This is a genomic window from Glaciimonas sp. GNP009 (assembly GCF_054343755.1).
In genome coordinates, this window is record NZ_JBTGUV010000004.1 from 2665247 (window position 1) to 2686697 (window position 21451).

Annotated in this window: 19 protein-coding genes; 6 read left to right on the forward strand and 13 right to left on the reverse strand. The window is 49.0% G+C overall.

The genetic code is table 11. The features are described from left to right. Positions 1-226 precede the first annotated feature (226 nt). The 3 genes from hppD (at position 227) to ACXX82_RS12580 (ending at position 6546) form a co-directional block, all read left to right on the forward strand. Complete coding sequence (gene hppD / locus ACXX82_RS12570; RefSeq protein WP_322235181.1) at positions 227-1342, forward strand: 4-hydroxyphenylpyruvate dioxygenase; 1116 nt, start codon at positions 227-229, stop codon at positions 1340-1342. 41 nt (positions 1343-1383) lie between these two features. Further along, complete coding sequence (gene phhA / locus ACXX82_RS12575) at positions 1384-2370, forward strand: phenylalanine 4-monooxygenase (RefSeq protein ID WP_458563029.1); 987 nt, start codon at positions 1384-1386, stop codon at positions 2368-2370. 492 nt (positions 2371-2862) lie between these two features. Next, a complete protein-coding gene (locus ACXX82_RS12580) occupies positions 2863-6546 on the forward strand; it encodes an indolepyruvate ferredoxin oxidoreductase family protein (protein WP_458563030.1) in 3684 nt (1227 codons plus the stop codon). A 130-nt stretch (positions 6547-6676) separates the two neighbouring features. On the opposite strand, the gene queC is transcribed toward ACXX82_RS12580, so the two are convergent. From queC to ACXX82_RS12595, 3 genes are all read right to left on the reverse strand, one after another. Beyond that, complete coding sequence (gene queC, locus ACXX82_RS12585; protein ID WP_322235188.1) at positions 6677-7378, reverse strand: 7-cyano-7-deazaguanine synthase QueC; 702 nt, start codon at positions 7376-7378, stop codon at positions 6677-6679. Between the two features lie 220 nt (positions 7379-7598). Next, positions 7599-8363 (reverse strand): DUF3108 domain-containing protein, encoded by a 765-nt coding sequence (locus ACXX82_RS12590; RefSeq protein ID WP_322235190.1) that lies wholly within the window; start codon positions 8361-8363, stop codon positions 7599-7601. Positions 8364-8468: 105 nt separating this feature from the next. Then, the gene (locus tag ACXX82_RS12595) at positions 8469-9647 is read right to left on the reverse strand and encodes a DUF3108 domain-containing protein (protein ID WP_323507021.1); all 1179 of its coding nucleotides are present in this window, start codon (positions 9645-9647) and stop codon (positions 8469-8471) included. Between the two features lie 315 nt (positions 9648-9962). Here ACXX82_RS12595 and ACXX82_RS12600 point away from each other — a divergent pair, with 315 nt between their 5' ends. Further along, positions 9963-10775, forward strand: a complete 813-nt coding sequence (locus ACXX82_RS12600) for a PhaM family polyhydroxyalkanoate granule multifunctional regulatory protein (RefSeq protein ID WP_322235194.1) — start codon at positions 9963-9965, stop codon at positions 10773-10775. Between the two features lie 68 nt (positions 10776-10843). Here ACXX82_RS12600 and ACXX82_RS12605 read toward each other — a convergent pair whose 3' ends face one another. From ACXX82_RS12605 to ACXX82_RS12640, 8 genes are all read right to left on the reverse strand, one after another. Next, positions 10844-11365 carry a nuclear transport factor 2 family protein gene (locus ACXX82_RS12605; RefSeq protein WP_322235195.1) on the reverse strand — a complete coding sequence of 174 codons (522 nt, stop codon included), beginning with the start codon at positions 11363-11365 and terminating at the stop codon, positions 10844-10846. Continuing rightward, positions 11362-12147: an SDR family NAD(P)-dependent oxidoreductase gene (locus ACXX82_RS12610; protein WP_322235197.1), complete on the reverse strand. Its 786-nt coding sequence runs from the start codon at positions 12145-12147 to the stop codon at positions 11362-11364. The genes ACXX82_RS12605 and ACXX82_RS12610 overlap by 4 nt, the downstream gene beginning before the upstream one ends. A gap of 47 nt (positions 12148-12194) precedes the next feature. Further along, positions 12195-12731 (reverse strand): DUF3833 domain-containing protein, encoded by a 537-nt coding sequence (locus tag ACXX82_RS12615; RefSeq protein WP_322235199.1) that lies wholly within the window; start codon positions 12729-12731, stop codon positions 12195-12197. Positions 12732-12808: 77 nt separating this feature from the next. Beyond that, positions 12809-14068: an MFS transporter gene (locus ACXX82_RS12620; RefSeq protein WP_458563031.1), complete on the reverse strand. Its 1260-nt coding sequence runs from the start codon at positions 14066-14068 to the stop codon at positions 12809-12811. After that, on the reverse strand, positions 14065-14703 hold the full coding sequence (locus ACXX82_RS12625) for a chalcone isomerase family protein (protein WP_322235202.1): 639 nt from the start codon (positions 14701-14703) through the stop codon (positions 14065-14067). The genes ACXX82_RS12620 and ACXX82_RS12625 overlap by 4 nt, the downstream gene beginning before the upstream one ends. Before the next feature lie 74 nt (positions 14704-14777). After that, entirely contained in the window at positions 14778-16031 is a 1254-nt protein-coding gene (locus tag ACXX82_RS12630; protein ID WP_322235203.1) for a class I SAM-dependent methyltransferase, read from the reverse strand. Next, a complete protein-coding gene (locus ACXX82_RS12635; RefSeq protein WP_322235206.1) occupies positions 16028-16843 on the reverse strand; it encodes a DUF1365 domain-containing protein in 816 nt (271 codons plus the stop codon). The genes ACXX82_RS12630 and ACXX82_RS12635 overlap by 4 nt, the downstream gene beginning before the upstream one ends. A gap of 15 nt (positions 16844-16858) precedes the next feature. Beyond that, positions 16859-18196, reverse strand: a complete 1338-nt coding sequence (locus tag ACXX82_RS12640) for an NAD(P)/FAD-dependent oxidoreductase (RefSeq protein ID WP_458563032.1) — start codon at positions 18194-18196, stop codon at positions 16859-16861. 361 nt (positions 18197-18557) lie between these two features. Between ACXX82_RS12640 and ACXX82_RS12645 the strand changes: the two genes are divergently transcribed. Beyond that, on the forward strand, positions 18558-19421 hold the full coding sequence (locus ACXX82_RS12645; RefSeq protein WP_322235210.1) for a ferritin family protein: 864 nt from the start codon (positions 18558-18560) through the stop codon (positions 19419-19421). 141 nt (positions 19422-19562) lie between these two features. Next, positions 19563-20042: a D-glycero-beta-D-manno-heptose 1-phosphate adenylyltransferase gene (gene rfaE2 / locus ACXX82_RS12650; protein ID WP_322235212.1), complete on the forward strand. Its 480-nt coding sequence runs from the start codon at positions 19563-19565 to the stop codon at positions 20040-20042. A 127-nt stretch (positions 20043-20169) separates the two neighbouring features. Here rfaE2 and ACXX82_RS12655 read toward each other — a convergent pair whose 3' ends face one another. Both ACXX82_RS12655 and trmL read right to left on the reverse strand, forming a co-directional pair. Next, the gene (locus ACXX82_RS12655) at positions 20170-20640 is read right to left on the reverse strand and encodes a copper chaperone PCu(A)C (protein ID WP_458563033.1); all 471 of its coding nucleotides are present in this window, start codon (positions 20638-20640) and stop codon (positions 20170-20172) included. A 317-nt stretch (positions 20641-20957) separates the two neighbouring features. Continuing rightward, entirely contained in the window at positions 20958-21440 is a 483-nt protein-coding gene (gene trmL, locus ACXX82_RS12660; RefSeq protein WP_458563034.1) for a tRNA (uridine(34)/cytosine(34)/5-carboxymethylaminomethyluridine(34)-2'-O)-methyltransferase TrmL, read from the reverse strand. Between the last annotated feature and the right edge of the window lie 11 nt (positions 21441-21451).

Below are 21451 nucleotides of genomic sequence, written 5' to 3' on the forward strand. Positions count from 1 at the left end.
ATTGAATAATTTGAGCAATATTAGTGCTGTAATTAAAGATTTTACAGCTTATTTGCAATTATCTGCTAGCCCCGTCCACTTATACTTGGATGTAGGAGTAGCGATAGACGCGACGTGGATAGCATTTTTGTTTGTAAAATCAAAATACCGTTTATGCGGGCTGTCCGAGGCATTCAAGTCAGGTTCACGTCACTTATCAGATCAATAACGCATTGAGGAGGCAGGCATGGAATTTCAACCTTGGGATAATCCTATGGGGACCGATGGCTTTGAATTTATCGAATATGCAGCACCAGATCCCGCAGCGATGGCGGCGTTGTTTGAAAAAATGGGCTTCACAGCGATTGCCCGCCACCGCCATAAAGCCGTCACCTTGTATCGTCAAGGTGACATTAATTTTATAATCAATGCCGAGCAGGATTCTTTCGCACAGCGTTTTGCACGTCAGCATGGACCGTCGGTTTGCGCGATTGCGTTACGCGTCAAGGATGCCGCCTTTGCTTATAAGCGCGCGCTGGAACTGGGCGCATGGGGTTTTGACAATCGCACCGGCCCGATGGAGTTAAATATCCCTGCAATCAAAGGCGTGGGCGATTCCTTGATTTATTTCGTGGACCGTTGGCACGGCAAGAACACCACAGGCGGAATTGGCGATATCAGTATTTACGACGTCGATTTCATTGCCATCCCTGGCGCGGAAACAAAGCAGACCGGATGTGGTTTGACATACATCGATCATTTGACGCATAACGTGCATCGCGGTCGTATGAAAGAATGGGCGGATTTTTACGAGAATTTGTTCAACTTTCGCGAAGTGCGATATTTCGATATTGAAGGTAAGTTAACCGGATTGAAGTCCAAAGCGATGACCTCGCCTTGCGGAAAAATTCGCATTCCGATTAACGAATCGTCCGACGATAAATCACAAATAGCAGAATATCTTGACCTGTATCATGGTGAAGGGATTCAACACATTGCGCTGGGAACGGATGATATTTATACCAGTATTACCGACATGAAAGTCCGCGATGTCGCGTTTCAGGACACGATAGAAACCTATTACGATATTGTGGACCGGCGCTTGCCTGCGCACGGTGAACGACTGGATGATTTGAAACGTTTGCGCATTCTGATTGATGGCACCAGTAATGCCACTGAGCGAGAGTTGCTGTTGCAGATATTTACGCAAAATGTGATCGGGCCGATTTTTTTTGAGATTATTCAGCGTAAGGGGGATCAAGGTTTTGGTGAGGGAAATTTCCGGGCGCTGTTTGAGTCCATTGAGCTGGATCAAATCAAGCGAGGCGTGCTTAAGGACGTGACTGTAACCCCGCCGCATTGAGTTAATAATGGATACCGATATCCAATGATTTTTAGGAACTGATGATGAACACACGTGCAAACAATGATGTCCTGAGCTTGGCCAGTGCGGATGATGACGCACTAATTAATGCGGTCAGCAATAAAGCAAACGTGACGGCAGACGCGAAGCCAGATCATGGCGTAAATACAGCAGATTTTTTTGCAACAGTTGCTGAAAAGTCAGACGGAGTGGGCCTTCGCGGCGACTACCGAAAAATCGATGCCAACTACGTGGTTCAGCAGGATTGGGACGCCTATACACCGGAACAACATGCGCTCTGGCGACGCCTGTACCAGCGTCAGGCCAAGCTCATCCCGGGACGTGCGTGTGACGTCTTTATCGAGAGTCTGGAACGTTTGAATATTGGCGATGGCATTCCGCGTTTTGAGGACACGTCAGCACTTTTATTGAAGGCAACCGGCTGGTGTTTGGTAGCTGTGCCGGGACTGATCCCTGATCACACTTTTTTTGATCACTTGGCAAACCGCCGCTTTCCCGTGACCGTGTGGCTGCGCGAGCCAGAAGAGTTTGACTATATTGTTGAGCCGGATGTTTTTCATGATTTTTTTGGCCATGTGCCGTTGCTGTTTAATCCTATTTTTGCCGACCATTTGCAAGAGTATGGCAAAGGCGGTTTGAAAGCTTTAAAAGTCGATGGTCTGGCAATGTTGGCACGGTTGTACTGGTACACGATTGAATTTGGTTTGATCGAGAGCCCGTCAGGTTTGCGTGTGTATGGCGCGGGTATTTTGTCGTCTGGTGGAGAGATTGAACACAGCCTGACCAACCCTGCTGCAAGGCGGATTCCGTTCGACCTGGAACGGATTATGCGCACCTTATACAAAATCGATTCGTATCAGGAAACCTATTTCGTCATTCGTGATTTTCAGCAGTTATTTGATGAAACGGCACCAGATTTCTTGCCACTTTATCAAGGGATAGCCTCTATGGAGCCGCTGCCAGCGAATGCGTTACAAATGGGTGAAACTAATCTGCCGCATAACTAACTTAACGGCGTTATAAAGCGCTTAAAAAGGCATCGCGGATTGCAAAACCATGAACAAAAAAACGGATTCTGCCGCGGTGGGCAGAATCCGTAACTAGTGAATAAGGGAACACTAGAGGGAGGTTTATCCGAAGCGACCGGTCCAGGGGAGGTCATCAGCCGCTCCAAACAAGACATCATTACACCCTTAACACTTGATGTTTTCCACGGGACTTACGCCTTGTTACAGTTGTTACGATATGCCAAGTTTTCTTTGGACCAGTATTATTTGCCGTAATACTCCGCAATCTCGTAGCCCCTATAGTGCATCAGGACGAAACTTGGCTTATCATGGAAATGCAGCAAAATTAATGCACATAAAGAATGATTCGCTCATAAGGCGAAGACGTTTTAATCATGTTTGTGCGTGTACATGATCTTTATCCAGATCCTTACAAAGATACATACACAGGCGTAGTGCAATCAAAAACATAATTTTTGGCACGGAGACTGAATGAACGCACCACTAACAGCAGAATTGCTGACCACTGACTCGCCTTTAGCGACTCCCCCTGAATCTGGCGATGTTTCCATCTCCCATTCCGTTCCCATATCGCTAGACGACAAATTCACGCTTGAGCGCGGACGGGCGTTTATGACCGGCACGCAAGCGATCGTGCGGTTGCCGATGTTGCAACATCAGCGCGACGTTTTGGCTGGCCTAAATACCGCCGGATACATTACCGGTTATCGCGGGTCGCCATTAGGCGCCGTCGATTTGATGGCGGCCAAGGCAAAAAAATATCTCGACGGACACAACGTTAAATTTCATCCTGGCATGAACGAAGATCTTGCTGCCACTAGTATATGGGGCACGCAGCAAGTCAATTTGTTTCCCGGTGCGCAATATGATGGCGTATTTGGGTTGTGGTACGGCAAAGGTCCGGGTGTAGATCGCTGCGGCGACGTTTTCAAACACGCCAATATGGCGGGCACCTCGAAATATGGTGGCGTACTTGTCCTGGCAGGCGATGATCATGCAGCAAAATCGTCCACGACCGCCCATCAAAGTGAACATATTCTGAAGGCATGCGGGATTCCTGTTTTATACCCATCATCGGTGCAAGAATATCTCGATTACGGTATGCATGGCTGGGCCATGAGCCGTTATACCGGGCTGTGGGTATCAATGAAATGCGTGACCGATGTGGTTGAGTCGGGTGCTTCGGTTGAGCTTGATCCTGATCGCGTGAAAATCGTATTGCCAACGGATTTTGAAATGCCTGCGGATGGCTTAAATATACGCCTTCCGGATACCGTGTTGGGTCAGGAAGCCCGCATGAACAATTTCAAATGGTACGCCGCGCTGGCGTATGCACGCGCCAACAAGCTCAATAAAATTATCTGGGATAGTCCGCGCGCCCGAATCGGTATCATTACCGCTGGTAAATCCTATCTTGATACGAGGCAGGCGCTCGCCGATCTGGGGATTGATGAGGGAATTGCACGCGATATCGGCATTCGATTGTTCAAGGTCGGTATGACCTGGCCGCTGGAAGCCGAAGGTGTGCGCGAATTTGCGCAAGGTCTTGAAGAGATTCTGGTGGTCGAAGAAAAGCGCCAAATTTTAGAGTATCAATTGAAAGAAGAGTTGTACAACTGGCGCGATGATGTGCGTCCGCGCGTGGTCGGAAAATTTGATGACACCGGCGAATGGAGCAATCATGGCGCGGGTCACGGTGATTGGTTGTTGCCTGCAACCTATGAGTTGAATCCGGCGCAAATTGCGCGTGCGATAGCCACGCGGATTTCAAAATACTTTGCCGGTCATCCAGTTGAACAGCGCGTTAAGGAGCGGGTGGCTTATCTGGAAGCGAAAGAAGCGCTGCTTAATATCAGCAGCAAGCCTGACCCTAACAAAGATCGCGTGCCGCATTTTTGTTCTGGCTGTCCGCACAATACCTCGACAAAATTACCAGAAGGTAGTCGTGGGTTGGCCGGTATCGGTTGCCATTACATGGTGTTGTGGATGGATCGCGAAACATCCACCTTCACGCACATGGGCGGCGAAGGCGTCAACTGGATTGGTCAAGCGCCGTTCACCAGCGAAAAACACGTTTTCGCCAATCTCGGCGATGGTACGTATTTCCACTCAGGGTTGTTAGCGATCCGGGCCTCGGTCGCGGCCAAAGTAAATATCACCTATAAAATTTTATATAACGATGCGGTCGCGATGACGGGCGGTCAGGCGTTTGACGGGCCGCTTGACCCAGCGATGATTTCACGCCAAATCGCCGCCGAAGGCGTATCACCGATCATTGTTGTGACCGATGAACCGGATAAATATCCGTCATCAACCAATTGGGCACCTGGCGTGACTATCCGGCATCGCAGCGAATTGGATGCGGTGCAACGTGAGTTGCGGGAAATTGTCGGTGCGTCTGCCATGATTTACGATCAAACCTGCGCGTCAGAAAAGCGCCGCCGCCGGAAACGCAACGAGTATCCAGATCCAGCCAAACGTGCAGTGATCAATGAGGCAGTCTGCGAAGGTTGCGGTGATTGTAGTGTGCAGTCCAATTGTCTGTCGGTTGAACCGCTCGAAACCGAGTTTGGTCGTAAGCGTCAGATTAATCAATCATCCTGCAATAAGGATTTTTCTTGTGTCACTGGTTTTTGTCCGAGCTTCGTTACTGTTGAAGGCGGCAATTTGAAGAAACCGGCCAAGCTTGTCGCCAAACCTTTAGCAACCGATTCTGCAAAGCAAACGGTGGAAGCGGTCGCGAGTTTGCCGACGCCAATATTGCCAACAACGACAAAGCCCTACGGCATTCTGGTCACAGGAATCGGTGGTACCGGCGTGGTCACTATCGGACAGATTCTGGCGATGGCCGCCCACGTTGAAGGTAAAGGTTGCTCGGTACTGGACATGAGTGGTCTGGCACAAAAAGGTGGACCGGTGATGTCGCATGTGCGGCTGGCCGATCATCCCGACGATTTGCATTCGACCCGTGTCGGTACCGGCGATGCTGATCTCGTTATCGGGTGCGATGCAATTGTGACCGCTAGCCGAGATGCTTTGTCGCGGATGGGCGAAGGACGCACGTTTGCAGCGATCAATGCCACGCGTACGCCCACGGCAGCATTTGTAAAAAATCCGGACTGGCAGTCACCGGATGCAGCCGCCGAGAAAGATATTCGTGCAGCTTGCGGTAATGATCGCGTTGAGTTTATCGATGCAGGTCGCATCGCGACGGTGTTGATGGGTGATGGAATTGCGACCAACATGTTTATGTTGGGTTACGCATGGCAAAAAGGCTGGGTGCCGCTGACCGAGGCGTCGTTGTTGCAGGCGATTGAATTGAACGCGCTACAAGTTGCGTTTAATAAACAAGCGTTCTTATGGGGCCGCACGGCAGCGTGTGATCCGATTGGCCTTGATCAGCGTACGCGTATCAACGATAGTCCGGCGCAAGTGATCGCGTTTAAGCGGGCCCCAACGTTGGACGATGTGATATCGCGCCGGGTGGCATTTTTGACTGCATATCAAGATGCTGCTTACGCAGAGCAATATCGGACCTTTGTTGGACGCGTTCAGCAGGCTGAGCATCAATTGCAGCTAAATGGCGGAAGTCGGGGATCATCACAGTCGTCACGCTTAAGCATGGCCGTCGCTAACTATCTGTTTAAATTGATGGCCTATAAAGATGAGTATGAGGTCGCACGGTTGTATACCGATGGTGCCTTTAGTCAAAAAATTGCTGGGATGTTTGAAGGCGATTACAAGATTAAATTCCATCTCGCGCCTCCGCTATTTGCCAAGCATGATGCCAACGGACATTTGATCAAGCAGGAATTTGGCCCTTGGATGATGCGTGCATTTGGCGTACTGGCAAAGTGTAAATTTCTGCGTGGCAGCAAGCTGGATATTTTTGGCTACACAGCAGAACGTAAAGAAGAACGCGATCTGATCACGCATTATCGTCAAACGATCGACGCGTTGCTTCCCCGATTGACATCGGAAAATCTGGCAAGCGCAGTGGCGATTGCCAGTATTCCTGAAGAAATTCGGGGTTATGGGCATGTTAAGGATCGGCATTTAGCCGCAGCAAAGGTGAAAGAGCAGCAGTTAATCAAGGAGTTTGATCACCCTTCGCCGGAAGCGCACGGTGTGGCGAAAAGTTCTATTGCTGCTTAATATGTAGATTTTCCATGCAGCAAAGCGTGTAGGAATAAGTTGAATAAAAAAATGACCGGAAATTCTGGTCATTTTTTATGGCTGATGCGATTGCATCATGTTTAGACTGATTTCAGATTTGTAAGGAAGCCTATTCAGCCACAAATTCTTGATAACCCCGCGCGCGTAGGGCGCAGGCTGGACACGTTCCGCAGCCATATCCCCAATCGTGTAGCGTCCCGCGCTCCCCTAAATAACAAGTGTGCGTATCGGCGCGAATCAGATCGACCAGCGCATCGCCGCCAAGTTCTTGCGCTAATTTCCATGTTTGCGACTTATCAATCCACATTAAGGGTGTTTCCAGCTTGATGCGTGTTGCCATGCCGAGATTGAGAGCGACTTGTAATGCCTTCATGGTGTCGTCCCGGCAGTCCGGATAGCCGGAGAAGTCGGTTTCACACATGCCGCCAACCAGAACATTGAGACCACGGCGATAAGCGACGGTTGCGGCAACGGTCATAAATAACAGATTGCGGCCTGGAACAAAGGTATTGGGTAGGCCATTTTCTTGCATGACGATCTCGACATCCTCCGTCATGGCGGTGGAGGAAATTTTAGAAATCAGGGATAAATCGATGACATGATCTTCTTCTAATTTCGTATTCCATTCGGCCGATTGGGCGCGCAATTTTTGCAATAATATCGGACGTTGCGTCAGCTCAACAGCATGCCGCTGACCGTAATCAAAACCGATGGTTTCCACTCGATCGTAGCGTGACAATGCCCACGCCAGGCATGTAGTTGAATCCTGACCACCGCTGAATAGAACTAATGCACCGTTTGGGACTGTCATATATGTATCTTTTTATTAAGTAAAAATTATTATGGCGATCGCTGCTCGGCGGTCGTCACATCGGCAAAGTTACCTTTGACAACGACATCCACTCGTTTATCCATTCGTCACGGATGAACGGACTTAAACGTTAAGCGATGGCGCATTTTCTCATAAGCGCCAAATATCATCTCGCAAAAATAATCAGCCTTGATCGGCTGTTCCCACTAAATGGGTGTCGTTATTTACTGATTTTGGCCAGTGTCTGGTCGACAAAATCATTATTAGGATCGGTAAAGCGGATGCGCACCGGATACCATTCAAGTGATGGTGCCAGCCAGATATCTAAACGCTGTTCAGTTGCATCAGGTGGCGGCTCTCTAAATATATGCACGGCGTCCACCTCGCCCGTCCCGGTCGTAATTTTTTCTTGATTAATGACTTTGAAGGTCCACGGCTCGGCGTCGCGTTGACCAGCGACGAAAAACACCCAGTCTGAACCGGGTTTGAATTGTTTGGCGGCCGCACGCGCGACCGCGACCAGCTGCCACACAATACTAGTTCGGTCCTGTTCGCCACCTTTGATCGGATACGATGCATCGGAGGGAGAAAAGGTGATTGTTCCGCCGGTCGCATCGCGATTGAATGTCGTCGTAGTAACGCTTTTACGGAAGCGCTTATCGGTGAACTGGGTTGGTGCTAAGCCGTAATCGTCAATTTTTCCATCACTTTTAGCTTCCAGGATTTTTCCTAAAATCATGGCTCGGGTGATGGCTTCGACGCTATAGTCGCGTCCATCCGTTTGCCATTTGACCACAGCATCGCCGCTAATCGAAAGACCACTTTGTCGCGCTCTGATCGTATAGTCTAGTTGGGCAGACGGTGGCAAATTAACTGGCCGTTTCGTGACCGTGTGATCTGTATTTGCAGAAAATGCGTAAATGCTAGCGCTGCAAAGCAGTGCGGCAATAGCAATACGTGCATACGAATGCGAGAGAATTTTCATAGTCTTCATTTAAAATATGGCCAGGAAATTCGACCAAAAGAGCGTTTCACGCGCAAGCAAAAAACGGTGAATGGTCAGTTAGGTATTGTTGATGTATTAAGTTGTTCAGTTAAGCAGCTTAAGTTTAGACAGCGACATATCCAAATAGTCCCCATTATTTTCGGTGAAGCGCAATTTAACCGGATACCACTGCTGTTGCGGGGCTAACCAGATGTCGAGAGTTTTCTCGTATGAACCTTTTTGCGGCTTTCGCGCCAGATGCCAAGTCATGACGGTTCCAGTGCCTACTTTGATTTCTTCCTGCCCCAGGATTTGAAAACGCCAGGTTTCGGCATCCTTGTCTCCTGCGACAAATAAATCGATGACACCGCCCGGAACAATTTTTCCCGCATCGCCACGTCCTATACTGGCCAATTGCCAGACGATGCTGGCGCGGTCTTGCTCACCACCGGTGCGCGGATAGCTATTGGCTGAGGCAGAAAAAGTAATATTGTTAGGCTCGCGTAAGAAGTGCGTGCTAGTGGCTGGTTTGCGGAATTTTTTCTCGGTGTAGAGCACCGGCGCTACGCCATAGGCGTTGATCTCGCCCTCGCTCTTAAAGTCCAGGGCGCTAATGAACAATACGCCCGCTTCGCCATTGATCGTGTAATTGGTACCATCGGTTTGCCACGTAATTTTTCCGCCGCCATGATAAGTTTGCCCTTTATTGAGAGCCTCAACGTCGTATTTCAGTTCGGCAGATGGCGGCGGTTTGATGTCGTAATGTACAGCGGTTGGCGGTGGCGGTGCAACTGGCTCGACTTTCGGTACGGGTTGCACGGGCGCGCCACTGGATGCATCGCCGGTTGATGCGGTTTCTGGGCCATTGCCATTAATGGCGGCTGGCGCTGTATTGTTGGTGATGTTGTCGGACACGCTATTCGGAATAGGTGTTCTGGTTTCTTTGATCGGCATATCCGGAACTTCAGGTTCCGAAGGCTTTGATTGTGGTCGGTCAGCTGTTTTTCTCTGCACTTTGCGTAATACGGGCGAAGGCTTGGGGGGAATCGGCTTTGGCGCCAAAATTGGCTTATCTACCGGCGGCAATGGCTTTAGCTCCGCTATGATGACTGGAGACTTGTCAGACGCAATTTTAGGCACTGTGAGCAAGTTGCTGCCCCAATTGATCAGAAAGAGATGCAATAGAAGTGAAGCCGCGAGCACAATCAGCCAGCCACGTGATGCCGTTCTGTTTGGTTGTATATTGCGCGTGTCTTTGGTCGCGTCTGTGGAAGGCCTCGTCATTTACGTAGTGTAAACCGAACGCTGCCGGTGTGCCTTATGCCGCTTGGAGCGCGTTGGTTTAATAATGAGATCGCACACCAACTGGAAAGTCCCGATCGGTAAATATAATGACCTCTTCAAGTCATTCATGATTCTTCGGAGAAATGTCATGGTGATATTTTATGGAGTTCTTTTGTCGCAGAAAATGGATGATTGATAGTACGGTAAAAATAAACCAATGATTCCTTGATCGGTCACAACAAAGCGTTTGTGGGCGGTATAGTATGCGATGGTGGCAAAAATAAAATGTGGACAAAATAATTTAAGGAGATTCATATGAGCAATCCTAATTTTCTCGGAGCGGACGCGATGTCGAACAGTGTTGATTTCATTAAGAAAATGTGGGGCGGAATGGGCGTGCCTGGCATGGTAGTGCCGATCATTTCGGTTGAGGAAATAGATAAGAAGGTCACAGATCTGAAAGCTGTCGAAGGTTGGCTTAGCCTCAATCTAAATATGTTGCGGACAACGATTCAAGCGCTGGAAGTGCAAAGTGCAACATTGACCGCCTTGAAGTCAATCGGTGCGCTGATGCCATCTGCCGATGGCAAGGCAACTGCGCAGTTTACCGATACCTCAGCAGCCGAGAGCGTTACCGAAGGTGCGGCCGCCTGGGCAACAATGGCTTCCCAATTTCCATTTTCGTTTATGCCAGAAAAAGCGAAAGCGGCAAACGAAACAGTACCTCAGCAAGCTGCTGCGCCGATTGCTGAACCACCGGCTCCTGCCCAGCCGGAGGACGTCGCTACGGAAAATCATTCTACTAGTGCGTCAGATGCGTCGCCGGCGGCTAATACCGGCGTTTGGTGGGATGTTCTACAAAACCAGTTTAAGCAAGTGGTGAGTGGTGTTATGGCGGCTGAGGCAGCGATGCCGAAAGAGCCGAAAGCGTCAACCAAGGCCCGAAAATCTGCAGCCAAACCAGGGGAAACTGCGAAGAGTAACCCAACCAAAGTGAAACCGAAGGTTAAGCCGGGTGCAGCCTCGAGAGCGACCAAATCAACCACTGCCACAGCGAGAACCAAGCTCAAGGTTGGTACCGCTAAAGCTTCGCCAGTCTCTCGCAGTAAGAAAATAGAGTTGAAATAAGGTTTTTGGATCAGTTGCGCAGCAGGTTGGATGTTGACCCTCTGCGCAATCGTTGGGTAGGTATCGGGCTAGTTTTGTAAGATTGTATGGCCGCGGTCTGGTGTGTCACTGGCTTTCGCCCCGCGTTTCAATAAGCGCATGAGGGCACCTAATACGGGTAGCTTTTCGTATAGTTCTTCTGCCGCATCCCAATAGTCGCGATGGTAGATAATATAGCCGTCGTTATCCAAGCGAAAATGCGTAGCGCCGCGTATGCATTGATCGGCGCTAGAAAAACGTTTCATCCGAAAGTAAAACTCCCACGTCATGAAGGCCGTGTCGCCCTGATGCATATGGTGCGTAATAACGAAGCGCGGGTCGTCAACCTGGACAAACATATGCGTAAATAAATGTTTAATGGCAGGCAGTCCTGTGATCTCATTGAAGGGATCTTTGAACCATGCATCCCGGGCGTAAATTAGTGGGATCAACGCCAAATTATCGAGAGATAAGGTCTCAAAGAACGTCACGATCCGCAACAAATTCTTATGTTGATCACCCCGCTGATCATCCTGTTGCTCGGTCAATTGTTGTTGATGAGTTGTATTCATAGCCCAGTCACCTTGTGTATCAACGCGAAGTAAGCACGATAAGGCAACAGGCGTGCAAAGCGCAGCCAGTTGGTAAACCGTTTGGGGAAATGAATGTGAAAGTGACCACGTTCAACGCCTTCAATCAGCGCTTCAGCGGCGCTTGAGGCCGACATCATGGCAGGCATTGGAAAGTCATTATCAGCAGTCAGGGGCGTGTCCACAAAACCTGGATTGATCAGATACACCCCAATTCCCCGCGGGTGCAGATCAAAATAGAGACATTCCGATAAATTGATTAGCGCCGCTTTGGTTGCGCCGTACGCCATCGCCCTTGGTAGCCCGCTGTAGCCTGCGACCGATGCCACAATGCCAATCGCACCTTGACCTTGTTTCAACAAAACGGGCAAAGTAGCATCAAGGCAGTGCATGACGCCGCGTAAATTGAGATCAATCAGGCGGTTGGCGAGTGTCAAATCAAAACTATCGACGCGCATTTCACCATAGCCGCCCGCAACGATCAATATCAGATCAATACCGTGCCACGCATTGAGAATTTGGTCCCGCGCAGCAAGCACGGTGTCGTGCTGAGTAATGTCGAGCACAACAGTGAGGGCATTGTGCTGACCGGCGGCAATCTCGTTCAGTCCTGTGGCGTTACGCGCCGACAGAGCAACGCGAGCGCCTTTTGCCAGAAGCTTGCGAGCAGTTTCCGCACCGATACCGCTAGAGGCACCGATCACCCAGACACGTTGCTTATGCCAGTCGCGGAGTGGCGCATTCATCGGATTCATGAGATTCATAGTGTCTTCGAAATAAAGGCTGGATGGCTAACTCTGCTTTTCACTGTTTAAGGGCGCTTATTAAACGACAAACTAATGTCGCCGACCTTAAAGCCAAATTTGCTCATTACTGCATGATTGAGCATGACGCGTTGATCCATTTGGACCATTAAATCATCGAGGCTGACATTGATGATACGTCCATCCACTGGCAATGCCAGAACGTATTTCCAACGTAAGGTATTACCATCGGTAATACCAATTGCTTCCCCTACGATGTCAGATGCGGTACCAATGAACTTGTTTGGCCCCACTTTTTTCAAAGTCCAGATGCGGCGTTGTTTCGTGCCATCGGAATAAGTGAAGTCCTCATCCAGAGTGCCGGTGTCACCTTCCCATTTACATTGAATGACGACGGTAAAGCGTTTGACTACTTTACCGGAACGATCTTGAAACATACCCCAGGCGTCCAGCGTGCCATTGAAGTATTGCTGGAGGCTGAGCGTTGGTTTTTGGTCTGCATAAATATTACCCTCGGATGTCGTGCTGCATCCATTTAATAAGACGATGATTCCCACCACCAATATTTTTAAAAACGATTTCATACTGTTCTCCGAAAAGGATGATGTCCGAAAGTGACAGACGGGCGCTAAAGGTTGTTCATAGGTCGCTTTGAGATTGCTTAAACGTGGCGCAAAGGAGCCCTCCATAGGATCATTGCGGCAATGAGCTTTAGCGCGCATGGGAGTACTGCATAACCAATTGCCAGCGCTTGCGCGCCTTGGTGATTGATAAGGTGTGGCTGGTAGCCAAGGTATTGCAGCAGTGGCAATGAAATGCCAGCTGCGAAAGCCAGATTGATTTTGGTCGCCCAGCTCCATATACCGAAATAAGCGCCTTCTTTTTGAGAGCTATGACCGCCATTCGCGATCACGCCAGCGAGCAGAGCTGGCGGCAGTAACAGGTCGGCTCCCAATGCAAAACCGGACATGATGCATATGAGCGAAAAGGGCAGCATATCACCGGCCGTTAATCCATAAGCCCATACAAAAGCGGCGATCGCCAACAGCATTGCGGTGAACCAGACGCGGGCTTCACCGAAGCGTCGGGCTAGCGCAGACCAGCCTGGCATTGATATCGCACCAGCCAAAAAGTACAGCATCAGAAATAAACCACCATATTTTCCGAGTTGCAATTGATCATCTACAAAAAATAGGAATAACGTTGCCGGTATCGCCGCCGCAATGCCATTCACTACAAAAATGCCGAACAGCCAGCAAAAGCGAGAATTTCCAAATGGCAATAAAACTCCTGACAGAAATGCTCCACGATCCGTCGTCTCCATGATAATTCCATTTGAAGGACCAGGCTTTGGGGCGAGCTTAAGTATGAATGCCGATGCAACCAGCAGGATGACGAATATTGGTGGTAACCAGCGAATGCCCAGCAAGCTGGGTAGCGCCGCTGCAAGCACCACGCCAATCAAACCGCAAGCCTCGCGCGTTGCAGTAAGACGTGAGCGTTGTTCCAAAGCTTGCGTGAGGGCTGCGCCCCAACTTTGATGGGCTATCGTACCAATACTAAAGCCAACGTACACGATGAGCAATGCCAGTACTAGCCACGACAGTGGAAATCGCTCCGCAAACGCAGGCGGTAAAAATAGCGCACTGAAACCAATCGCCAATAAGGGCACTCCCAGCCAGATCGCATTTCTGAATCGATCTTCGGTGTGTGCGTGGTCAAGCCAGCGACCAATTGCCGGATCGATAAATGCATCAAACAAGCGGGTTATCAGCAAAATCAGACCGATGAGAGACAGTGAAATACCAAATCTGTCGGAATAAAATTGTGGAACATAGACGTACACCGGTAATGCAACCAGCGCCAGTGGTAAACCAAACAGGCCATATTTGAGAAGCGCAGGGAATCCTAATAGTGTCATTCGTGCTGTGTTGAATTGGTTGAAGTAGTCGCATTCATCAAAAGCGCTTTGCGTAGCGTGGGACTTGTCGTTTTTGGTGAAAGCCAAATGCCAAAAAATGCTGTTGCGAAATGTGGATCGTTGATTTCTCCGATCATTTTTCCATCCATATAAAAACGCGTGCCGACATTTGGAAGAAATATCCCGGTAATATGCGATCCGTCGATCACGTGAGGGAAAATGGATTTCATTTGACTAAGCCATGGTCCGTATTCTGCGTCGCTACCGCTGCCAATTTTCCGCATTTGATCGATGCTGCTTTCAGCAATTTTACTGCCGTCGAATGACCGGCTATAGCGTAAATCAAGTGCAAAGCTCGCAGCATCAGGCGCTGATGGTTGAAAACCTTTATCTCCGACCCAAAGCTGCGCGTCATAAATGGATAATCCAAACCAGCGGAATTTTCCTTGGCCAGCTAGTCGCGCATGAGGGAGCGCGTTGCCTATATGGGCTGGCGCGCTGATGGCTGGGTTGACAATCGGATTGTCATGCATTCTTCCAGCGTCGTCGGCCGCGATAACGTTGCCGAGGGAAGCTAGCGAAAACGCACAAGTTAATAAATACCGGCGCCATTGGCTCATCTGAACCATCAACATCTTTTCTCCTTACAATCTCAGACTTTCCGTCATCCCGAACTGCCGTCAACCTTCTTTTTTGCAGCAGGAAGTTTTTATTTCTTTTGCAAGGTGAATTGGGCTACGTTGATACTGCCGGCAATAAATCCCGCTTCGCAATACGCCAGATAAAAATCCCAGGTTCGTAAAAATCGATCATCAAAGCCTTGCGCGCGTACTTTTGGGAGCTGCTCTTTAAATGCGCGACGCCACTCGACCAACGTGCGGGCATAGTCCAGTCCAAATGAAAGGGTATCGACTACCTTTAAGCCATGGCTTTCAGCCTGCGCGCGGAACGCCGATGGCGATGGCAGCATACCGCCGGGGAAAATGTATTGCTGTATGAAGTCGGTACCGCGGCGATAACGTTCGAATAGTGTATCGTCAATCACAATGGTCTGGATACAGGCGCGCCCACCAGTTTTTAGATTGCTCGCAATACAGGAGAAATAACTCGGCCAATATTTCTCGCCGACTGCCTCAAACATTTCGATCGAGGCGATTCCGTCGAATTTTCCCTCTACATCCCGATAATCTTGTAATAGCAGTTCAACCCGATTGACGACACCCGCGTCTTGCAGCCGCTGATTGGCAAAGTGTAGCTGTTCAGTAGACAGCGTGAGACCGGTAACGTGAGCGTTGGCTTCACGAACCGCAATTTCGGCAAAAGCGCCCCATCCGCAGCCGATCTCCAAAATACGGGAGTTGGCTGGAAGACGTAGTTGGCTGAGTATGCGGCGATACTTGGCATCCTGACCTTGCTGTAGATTTTCAACATGATCATCCGAAAATAATGCGCTCGAATACGTCATAGAAGGATCTAGCCATAATTGATAGAAGTCATTGCCGATATCGTAATGTGCATGGATATTTTTGCGACTGCCAGTTTTGCTGTTGCGATTAAACAGATGTTTTACGCGATACAGAAAATTCCCCCACCAAGTTCCGTAGATCACCGATTCAATCACCTGCCGATTACGGATGAACAGTTCGATCAGTCCGGGTAAATCGTCTGTACTCCAATGGCCGTCAATAAACGTTTCTGCAAAACCGATGTCGCCTGACTTCAGAGCCGCGTTGAAAACGTCCCAGTTTTTTAGCATCATCGTGACGGGACGAGCGCGCTCATCAGCAACGTTGCCATAAGTCGCCGATTGTCCATCGGGAAACTCCATGATTAAAATGCCGTGATCAAGTTTTTGCAATAGCTGAAGAATAAACTGCACACGAGCCGGGAAGTGTTTTGTCGATATGCCATCGTAATCTTGCGCGTTACCGTAAGCGCTGGAACGGGTAGAGTTGGTGTTCATCTGGATACCTCGTTAGAAGGTGGAGCGGGTTTGCTGTAAAAGGGAACGCGCTTGCGCCATAGCTTTAGCGCTTGCCAATGAATGCGAAGAATGACGCCGACAGTCATGATTGGATAGCGGAAAAATGCACGCGCGACGAGCCGGTCGGATAGCGGCAAAAGTGGCTCCGCTGTGCCTGAAACACTCGTGAGAATTAAGGGTCCACTGGCATCGTCATATTCGATGCGCGCTGTCGTGCGCTCGGTCAGCAGGGTTTCATGTTGATTTTGCGTGCGCATAAATCTAAAACGATAAGCGCCAGCGACTTCGCAGAATGGTGAAACATGAAACATTTTGTTGGCGCGCAATTCTGTGCCGAATGTAATGCTGCCGCCATCTTGGGTTTTGCCGTCGAGCAGATAGCTGTGCTGCTCGCCAAAAGTATTGCGTACTTCGCATAGCACCGCCCTTAAGCTGCCATCCAGACGATGACAGAACCAAAACGACACCGGATTGAACACATAACCAAGTACACGTGGAAACGTCTGAAGCCAAATTTCGCCGTCGGCATCATCGATTCCTTCGGTTTTCAGCGTTGCATCTATCCAAGCCAACGGAGTTTGTCGTCCATCGCCATAATCACGATCATGAAACGACAAAAAATTAAATTTGTTACGTGAAAAAAAATGGCTATCAAAATTTGACTCACCCAGTGCACGTAAAGGTATGCGAAGGTAATACACGCCATACGTGAATGCGTGATGTACCGGACGCAACCGGGTATGGCGGACGTTACCGAAACACAGTTGTACGTGATTAGAGGGAGAGGGCATGTTCTTTCTCCTGTGCTAAGCCGCGATGCTCTCAATGGGCATAGACAGTGCCGGTTTAATGTTGTGAGTGATCTCTGGTTGGCCAATAATGGCATTTGCGACGGCTAGTCCCGATTTGAGACCGTCCTCATGAAATCCGTAACCGAGCCATGCACCCGCGAACCAGGTGTTATTTTGTCCTTGGAGCTTCTCGAATTTGGGTTGCGCGGCAATCGCCGTAGCATCGAATATAGGATGGGCATAGTCGAATCGGCGTATCACGCTGTGCGGTGCCGGTTGTTCGATCGGGTTGAGCGAAACAATCAAAGGTGTTTTAAAAGGAAGCGGCTGCAATTGATTGAGCAAATAGTGGACGCACACCTTTGGATCGTTACCATTCTCGCTTTGATAGTTCCAGGCCGCCCAGGCTTTGCGGTTGCCTGGCAACAAACTGTGATCGGTATGCAGTACTGCGTGATTGGGCTGATATTGGACCGCTGACAGGAGTTTTTTTTCTTGCATGGAAATATCTTGCAACAATTTCAAGCTTTGATCGCTATGTCCGGCCATGACGACATGGTCGTAGGTGCAACTGCCTTGATGGGTTTGAATCACCACCTGGCAAACGTCATTAATGTAAGCCCGACGCACGCCGGTTACGGGAGTCTTTAAATATTTATGAGGAATCGCTGCTATTATTTTTTCAACATATTGTCGGGCGCCACCCTTAACGGTGTGCCATTGAGGTCGGTCATTCACTTGCAGTAATCCGTGATTATGACAAAAGCGAATAAAACTCGACACTGGAAAGGCGAGCATTTGTGCGGTTGGGCAGGACCAGATACATCCAGCCATTGGAAGCAAATACCAGGTTTTGAATGCTTGGCTATAGTTATTGTGCGACAAGAACTCTCCTAGCGACATCCGCCCGAGGGGTGAGTTTTTGTCGTTGGCGAGTAAGGTCGCTTGCTTATTGAAGCGCAGAATGTCGCGGATCATTCCTATATAGCGCGGATTAAGCAAATTACGGCGCTGCGTAAATACGCTGTTGAGATTCGTACCTGACCATTCCAGTGTGCGTTTTCCGAGGCAACCATTGATGGGGATTTTGACGGAAAACGACATATCGGTAGCGACCGTTTCGACTTGCAATTCGTCGAAAAGATTGACCAGGTTGGGGTAAGTTCGGTGATTGAATACCAAAAAGCCGGTGTCGACGCCATAAGTCTGCCCTTCCAGGGTCACATCGACTGTGTTGGTATGACCGCCAAAATAATCATTGGCCTCATAAAGCGAGACATGATGACCAGCTTGCGTTAAGCGATACGCACAGGAGAGGCCTGAAATACCAGAACCAATAATCGCTATTTTCATCTTGCCTCTCCTGGGGTCACGTTAATTTTCATTAATCTTTTATATAGATGCCCTTTTTAAATACGGGACTTAATCATCCTGTTATTGATACGGCGCTGCATCGCGTTTGGATTCAAATTAGTTTAATGGTGCATTTGATAATATATGAAGATGAATCCAATGCGCCGTAATTGGCGTATATAAAAGCGTTGCAGGAAGGAAAATGTGAAACTTCTTGTGAAAAGTGAATCGTGACGATGAAAGCTTTTTCAGTAGTTATTTCAATGCAGATGATTGAATCTGACGACTACACAGCTTATAAATAGGTTGCTAAGGTAATTCTTGGTAAAATCAGGGCGTTAACCCATCTTGTAAGGTATGTATGCTGTATCCCGAACTGTTTAAATCGCTGGAACAAGTCCGTTGGAACATGGAGACCGATATTCCGTGGGACAAATTCGACGCTTCCCAACTTTCCGATGAGCAGGCTCAGACGATTCGCATGAATGCAATTACAGAATGGTCAGCGCTACCTGCGACAGAAATGTTTTTGCGCGATAACCATGGTGATAGCGATTTTTGCGCATTCATGTCAGTGTGGTTCTTCGAAGAGCAAAAGCATTCGCTGGTATTGATGGAGTATCTGCGGCGTTTTCGGCCCGAGTTGGTTCCGACGGAAGCGGAACTTGATAAAGTGCGCTTCGAATTTGATCCTGCGCCGCCACTTGAAACGTTGACAATGCATTTTTGTGGCGAAATTCGTCTCAATCATTGGTATCGTTGTGCATCTGAGTGGCACACCGAACCGGTTATCAAGCAGATTTATAAAATTATTAGCCAGGATGAAGCGCGTCATGGTGGTGCGTATTTGAAATACATGAAAAAGGCGCTGGTGGAAGTTGGCGATACCGCGTCTGCTGCGTTCGCTAAGATTGGCGTATTGATGGCATCTGCACGCCGGACTGAAAAGCCCTTGCACCCGACGAATCTGCACGTGAATAAGACGTTATTCCCGAATGATACGGTTCAAAGCCGGTTGCCTGATCCAGAATGGCTCGAGCGCTGGCTTGATGACCAGATTCAATTTGATGGCGTGTGGGAAAAGAAAGTAGTTGATCGCATATTGCACAATATGTCATTGCTATTTGAGCGTAGCTTTTCAACGGTGCAGGAGTTGAATCGTTACCGTAAAGAGATTGTTGCGCGTTTAGCTACATCGGCCGTCGCGCCGGTCGTGAACGTTTAGTTATTCGCTGCAAACGCTTAAACTGGTTAATATTGTGATAAATATTGACGCCATATTTTAAGATGGTTCCATTAAAGCCGCACAATGTTGCGGCTTTTTTTATTGCTGATATATATAAGTCAAATAAGTTACATGAGCGCTATGATTACATTCGAACAAAAAATTGCTTCCAGAGCTGAATTACGTACCCGCATCGCTGCTTTGCCGCAGCCTGTAGTGTTAACTAATGGTGTTTTTGATATTTTGCATCGCGGTCACGTCACCTATCTCGCACAAGCGCGGCAGGAAGGCGCGTCGCTCGTGGTCGCAGTGAACACGGATGCGTCGGTTAAGCGTCTTGGAAAAGGCGATGATCGGCCGATTAATACGTGTGCCGATCGCATGGCGGTACTCGCAGCCTTAGAAGCGGTAAGTCTGGTGGTTGAGTTTGATGAAGATACGGCGCTTGAAGTTGTGCAGGAAGGTCGACCAAATATTTACGTTAAGGGCGGCGATTATCAGATGGACGCGATTCCTGAGGGACAAGCGGTTCTCGCGTATGGCGGCAAAGTGGTTGCCATACCTTTTGAGCATGATCGTTCGACGAGTAAGTTGCTATCTAAAGTCCGTCAGGGCACTTAGCCATTCGCTATCGCCCCTGATTCGTTTGTTTTTATTGTCGTCCAGTTGTTCGCCCGCGACAATCGATAACGCAGAAGTGATACAAAGGTAAAGGCGAATAGTTATCCGCCTCTCCATGCTGTTTCCATCAATGTTGGTGCATCGTACCGGGCTTGCTGCTCATATCGTCAACGCTGACGGAGACGTCAATTTTTCCCGCTTTCTGAAACGTTAATGTCATTGGAAACTTGTCGCCTACTTTAAGCGGTTTCGTCAGCCCCATTAACATAATGTGAAAACCACCGCCGGGCGCCATGTTTAGCGTGCTCGTCGGCTGTAGCTCAACTTCTCCTACTTCACGCATTTTCATGACATCGCCATCCATCCTCATCGTGTGAATCTCCACTGATTTCGCAGCAGGCGAGGTCGCGCTGAGTAACTTGTCTGTGCCGGGTCCCGTATTCTCTATACTCAGATAGGCACCGCCGCTGGGTTGGCCCGGTACGGTGGCACGGGCGTACGGATGGTCAATTTTTAACGCGCCAAGTTTGTAGTCATGCGCGTAAACAGACGCACTGATTATGCATGCAAAGACCGAGACGATAAGGCGTGGAAACATGATATTCCTTTAACTAATAGTGGAGCAACACAGCAAATGACCATGATTTGGATTGGTCATGTGCCGTTATTAAGTGCGTAATGCGACTGAGTAATACCGTTGGACTTAACAACTCGGTGCAAGAAAAATAGCAGCGCGCACTAAATCGAAGCACCGATTATAGCAATTACACCGTTTCGCTAAGGTCGTCGAAAGATAAGCCACCGATGTCTGTCAAGCAGCCAAACACTCGAATATCCATACAAAATTTCTAAGGCCGAGAGGATGGCGACCGAAAGCCGATGCTTTAAGCACTTTCTACAGCGGGATCGTTATTATTAGGCACCCCCTACAAAACCGTTTTGACGCCATGCCTCATACACGACCACAGCTACCGTATTGGACAGGTTTAAGCTCCGATTATCGGGGCGCATTGGTAGACGGATACGCTGAGACTCTGCAAACGATTCGCGTAGTTCGGGATCCAGTCCGCGCGTTTCAGATCCGAACACGAACACATCGCCCGGTTGAAACGCAATGTTGGCAAAGGGCGTAGAGCCATGCGTAGTCATTGCAAACATCCGGCTTGGATCGTAGTTAGGTTCATGTTTCATGAAATCGATAAAGGCGCACCAATTGGGATGCACTTTCATAGTTGCATAGTCGTGGTAATCCAAGCCCGCTCGTCGCATTTTTGCGTCGTCTAGCGGGAATCCAAGCGGTTCGATCAAATGCAACTGTGCGCCGGTATTGGCACATAGTCGAATAATATTGCCGGTGTTCGGCGGAATTTCAGGCTCAACCAGTACGACATGAAACAACGGTGTTCTCC

Excerpts from the sequence above, each read along its gene's own strand:
- hppD (WP_322235181.1), top strand. The coding sequence starts at position 227 with ATGGAATTTCAACCTTGGGATAATCCTATGGGGACCGATGGCTTTGAA.
- phhA (WP_458563029.1), top strand. The coding sequence starts at position 1,384 with ATGATGAACACACGTGCAAACAATGATGTCCTGAGCTTGGCCAGTGCG.
- ACXX82_RS12580 (WP_458563030.1), top strand. The coding sequence starts at position 2,863 with ATGAACGCACCACTAACAGCAGAATTGCTGACCACTGACTCGCCTTTA.
- queC (WP_322235188.1), bottom strand. The coding sequence starts at position 7,378 with ATGACAGTCCCAAACGGTGCATTAGTTCTATTCAGCGGTGGTCAGGAT.
- ACXX82_RS12590 (WP_322235190.1), bottom strand. The coding sequence starts at position 8,363 with ATGAAAATTCTCTCGCATTCGTATGCACGTATTGCTATTGCCGCACTG.
- ACXX82_RS12595 (WP_323507021.1), bottom strand. The coding sequence starts at position 9,647 with ATGACGAGGCCTTCCACAGACGCGACCAAAGACACGCGCAATATACAA.
- ACXX82_RS12600 (WP_322235194.1), top strand. The coding sequence starts at position 9,963 with ATGAGCAATCCTAATTTTCTCGGAGCGGACGCGATGTCGAACAGTGTT.
- ACXX82_RS12605 (WP_322235195.1), bottom strand. The coding sequence starts at position 11,365 with ATGAATACAACTCATCAACAACAATTGACCGAGCAACAGGATGATCAG.
- ACXX82_RS12610 (WP_322235197.1), bottom strand. The coding sequence starts at position 12,147 with ATGAATCTCATGAATCCGATGAATGCGCCACTCCGCGACTGGCATAAG.
- ACXX82_RS12615 (WP_322235199.1), bottom strand. The coding sequence starts at position 12,731 with ATGAAATCGTTTTTAAAAATATTGGTGGTGGGAATCATCGTCTTATTA.
- ACXX82_RS12620 (WP_458563031.1), bottom strand. The coding sequence starts at position 14,068 with ATGACACTATTAGGATTCCCTGCGCTTCTCAAATATGGCCTGTTTGGT.
- ACXX82_RS12625 (WP_322235202.1), bottom strand. The coding sequence starts at position 14,703 with ATGTTGATGGTTCAGATGAGCCAATGGCGCCGGTATTTATTAACTTGT.
- ACXX82_RS12630 (WP_322235203.1), bottom strand. The coding sequence starts at position 16,031 with ATGAACACCAACTCTACCCGTTCCAGCGCTTACGGTAACGCGCAAGAT.
- ACXX82_RS12635 (WP_322235206.1), bottom strand. The coding sequence starts at position 16,843 with ATGCCCTCTCCCTCTAATCACGTACAACTGTGTTTCGGTAACGTCCGC.
- ACXX82_RS12640 (WP_458563032.1), bottom strand. The coding sequence starts at position 18,196 with ATGAAAATAGCGATTATTGGTTCTGGTATTTCAGGCCTCTCCTGTGCG.
- ACXX82_RS12645 (WP_322235210.1), top strand. The coding sequence starts at position 18,558 with ATGCTGTATCCCGAACTGTTTAAATCGCTGGAACAAGTCCGTTGGAAC.
- rfaE2 (WP_322235212.1), top strand. The coding sequence starts at position 19,563 with ATGATTACATTCGAACAAAAAATTGCTTCCAGAGCTGAATTACGTACC.
- ACXX82_RS12655 (WP_458563033.1), bottom strand. The coding sequence starts at position 20,640 with ATGTTTCCACGCCTTATCGTCTCGGTCTTTGCATGCATAATCAGTGCG.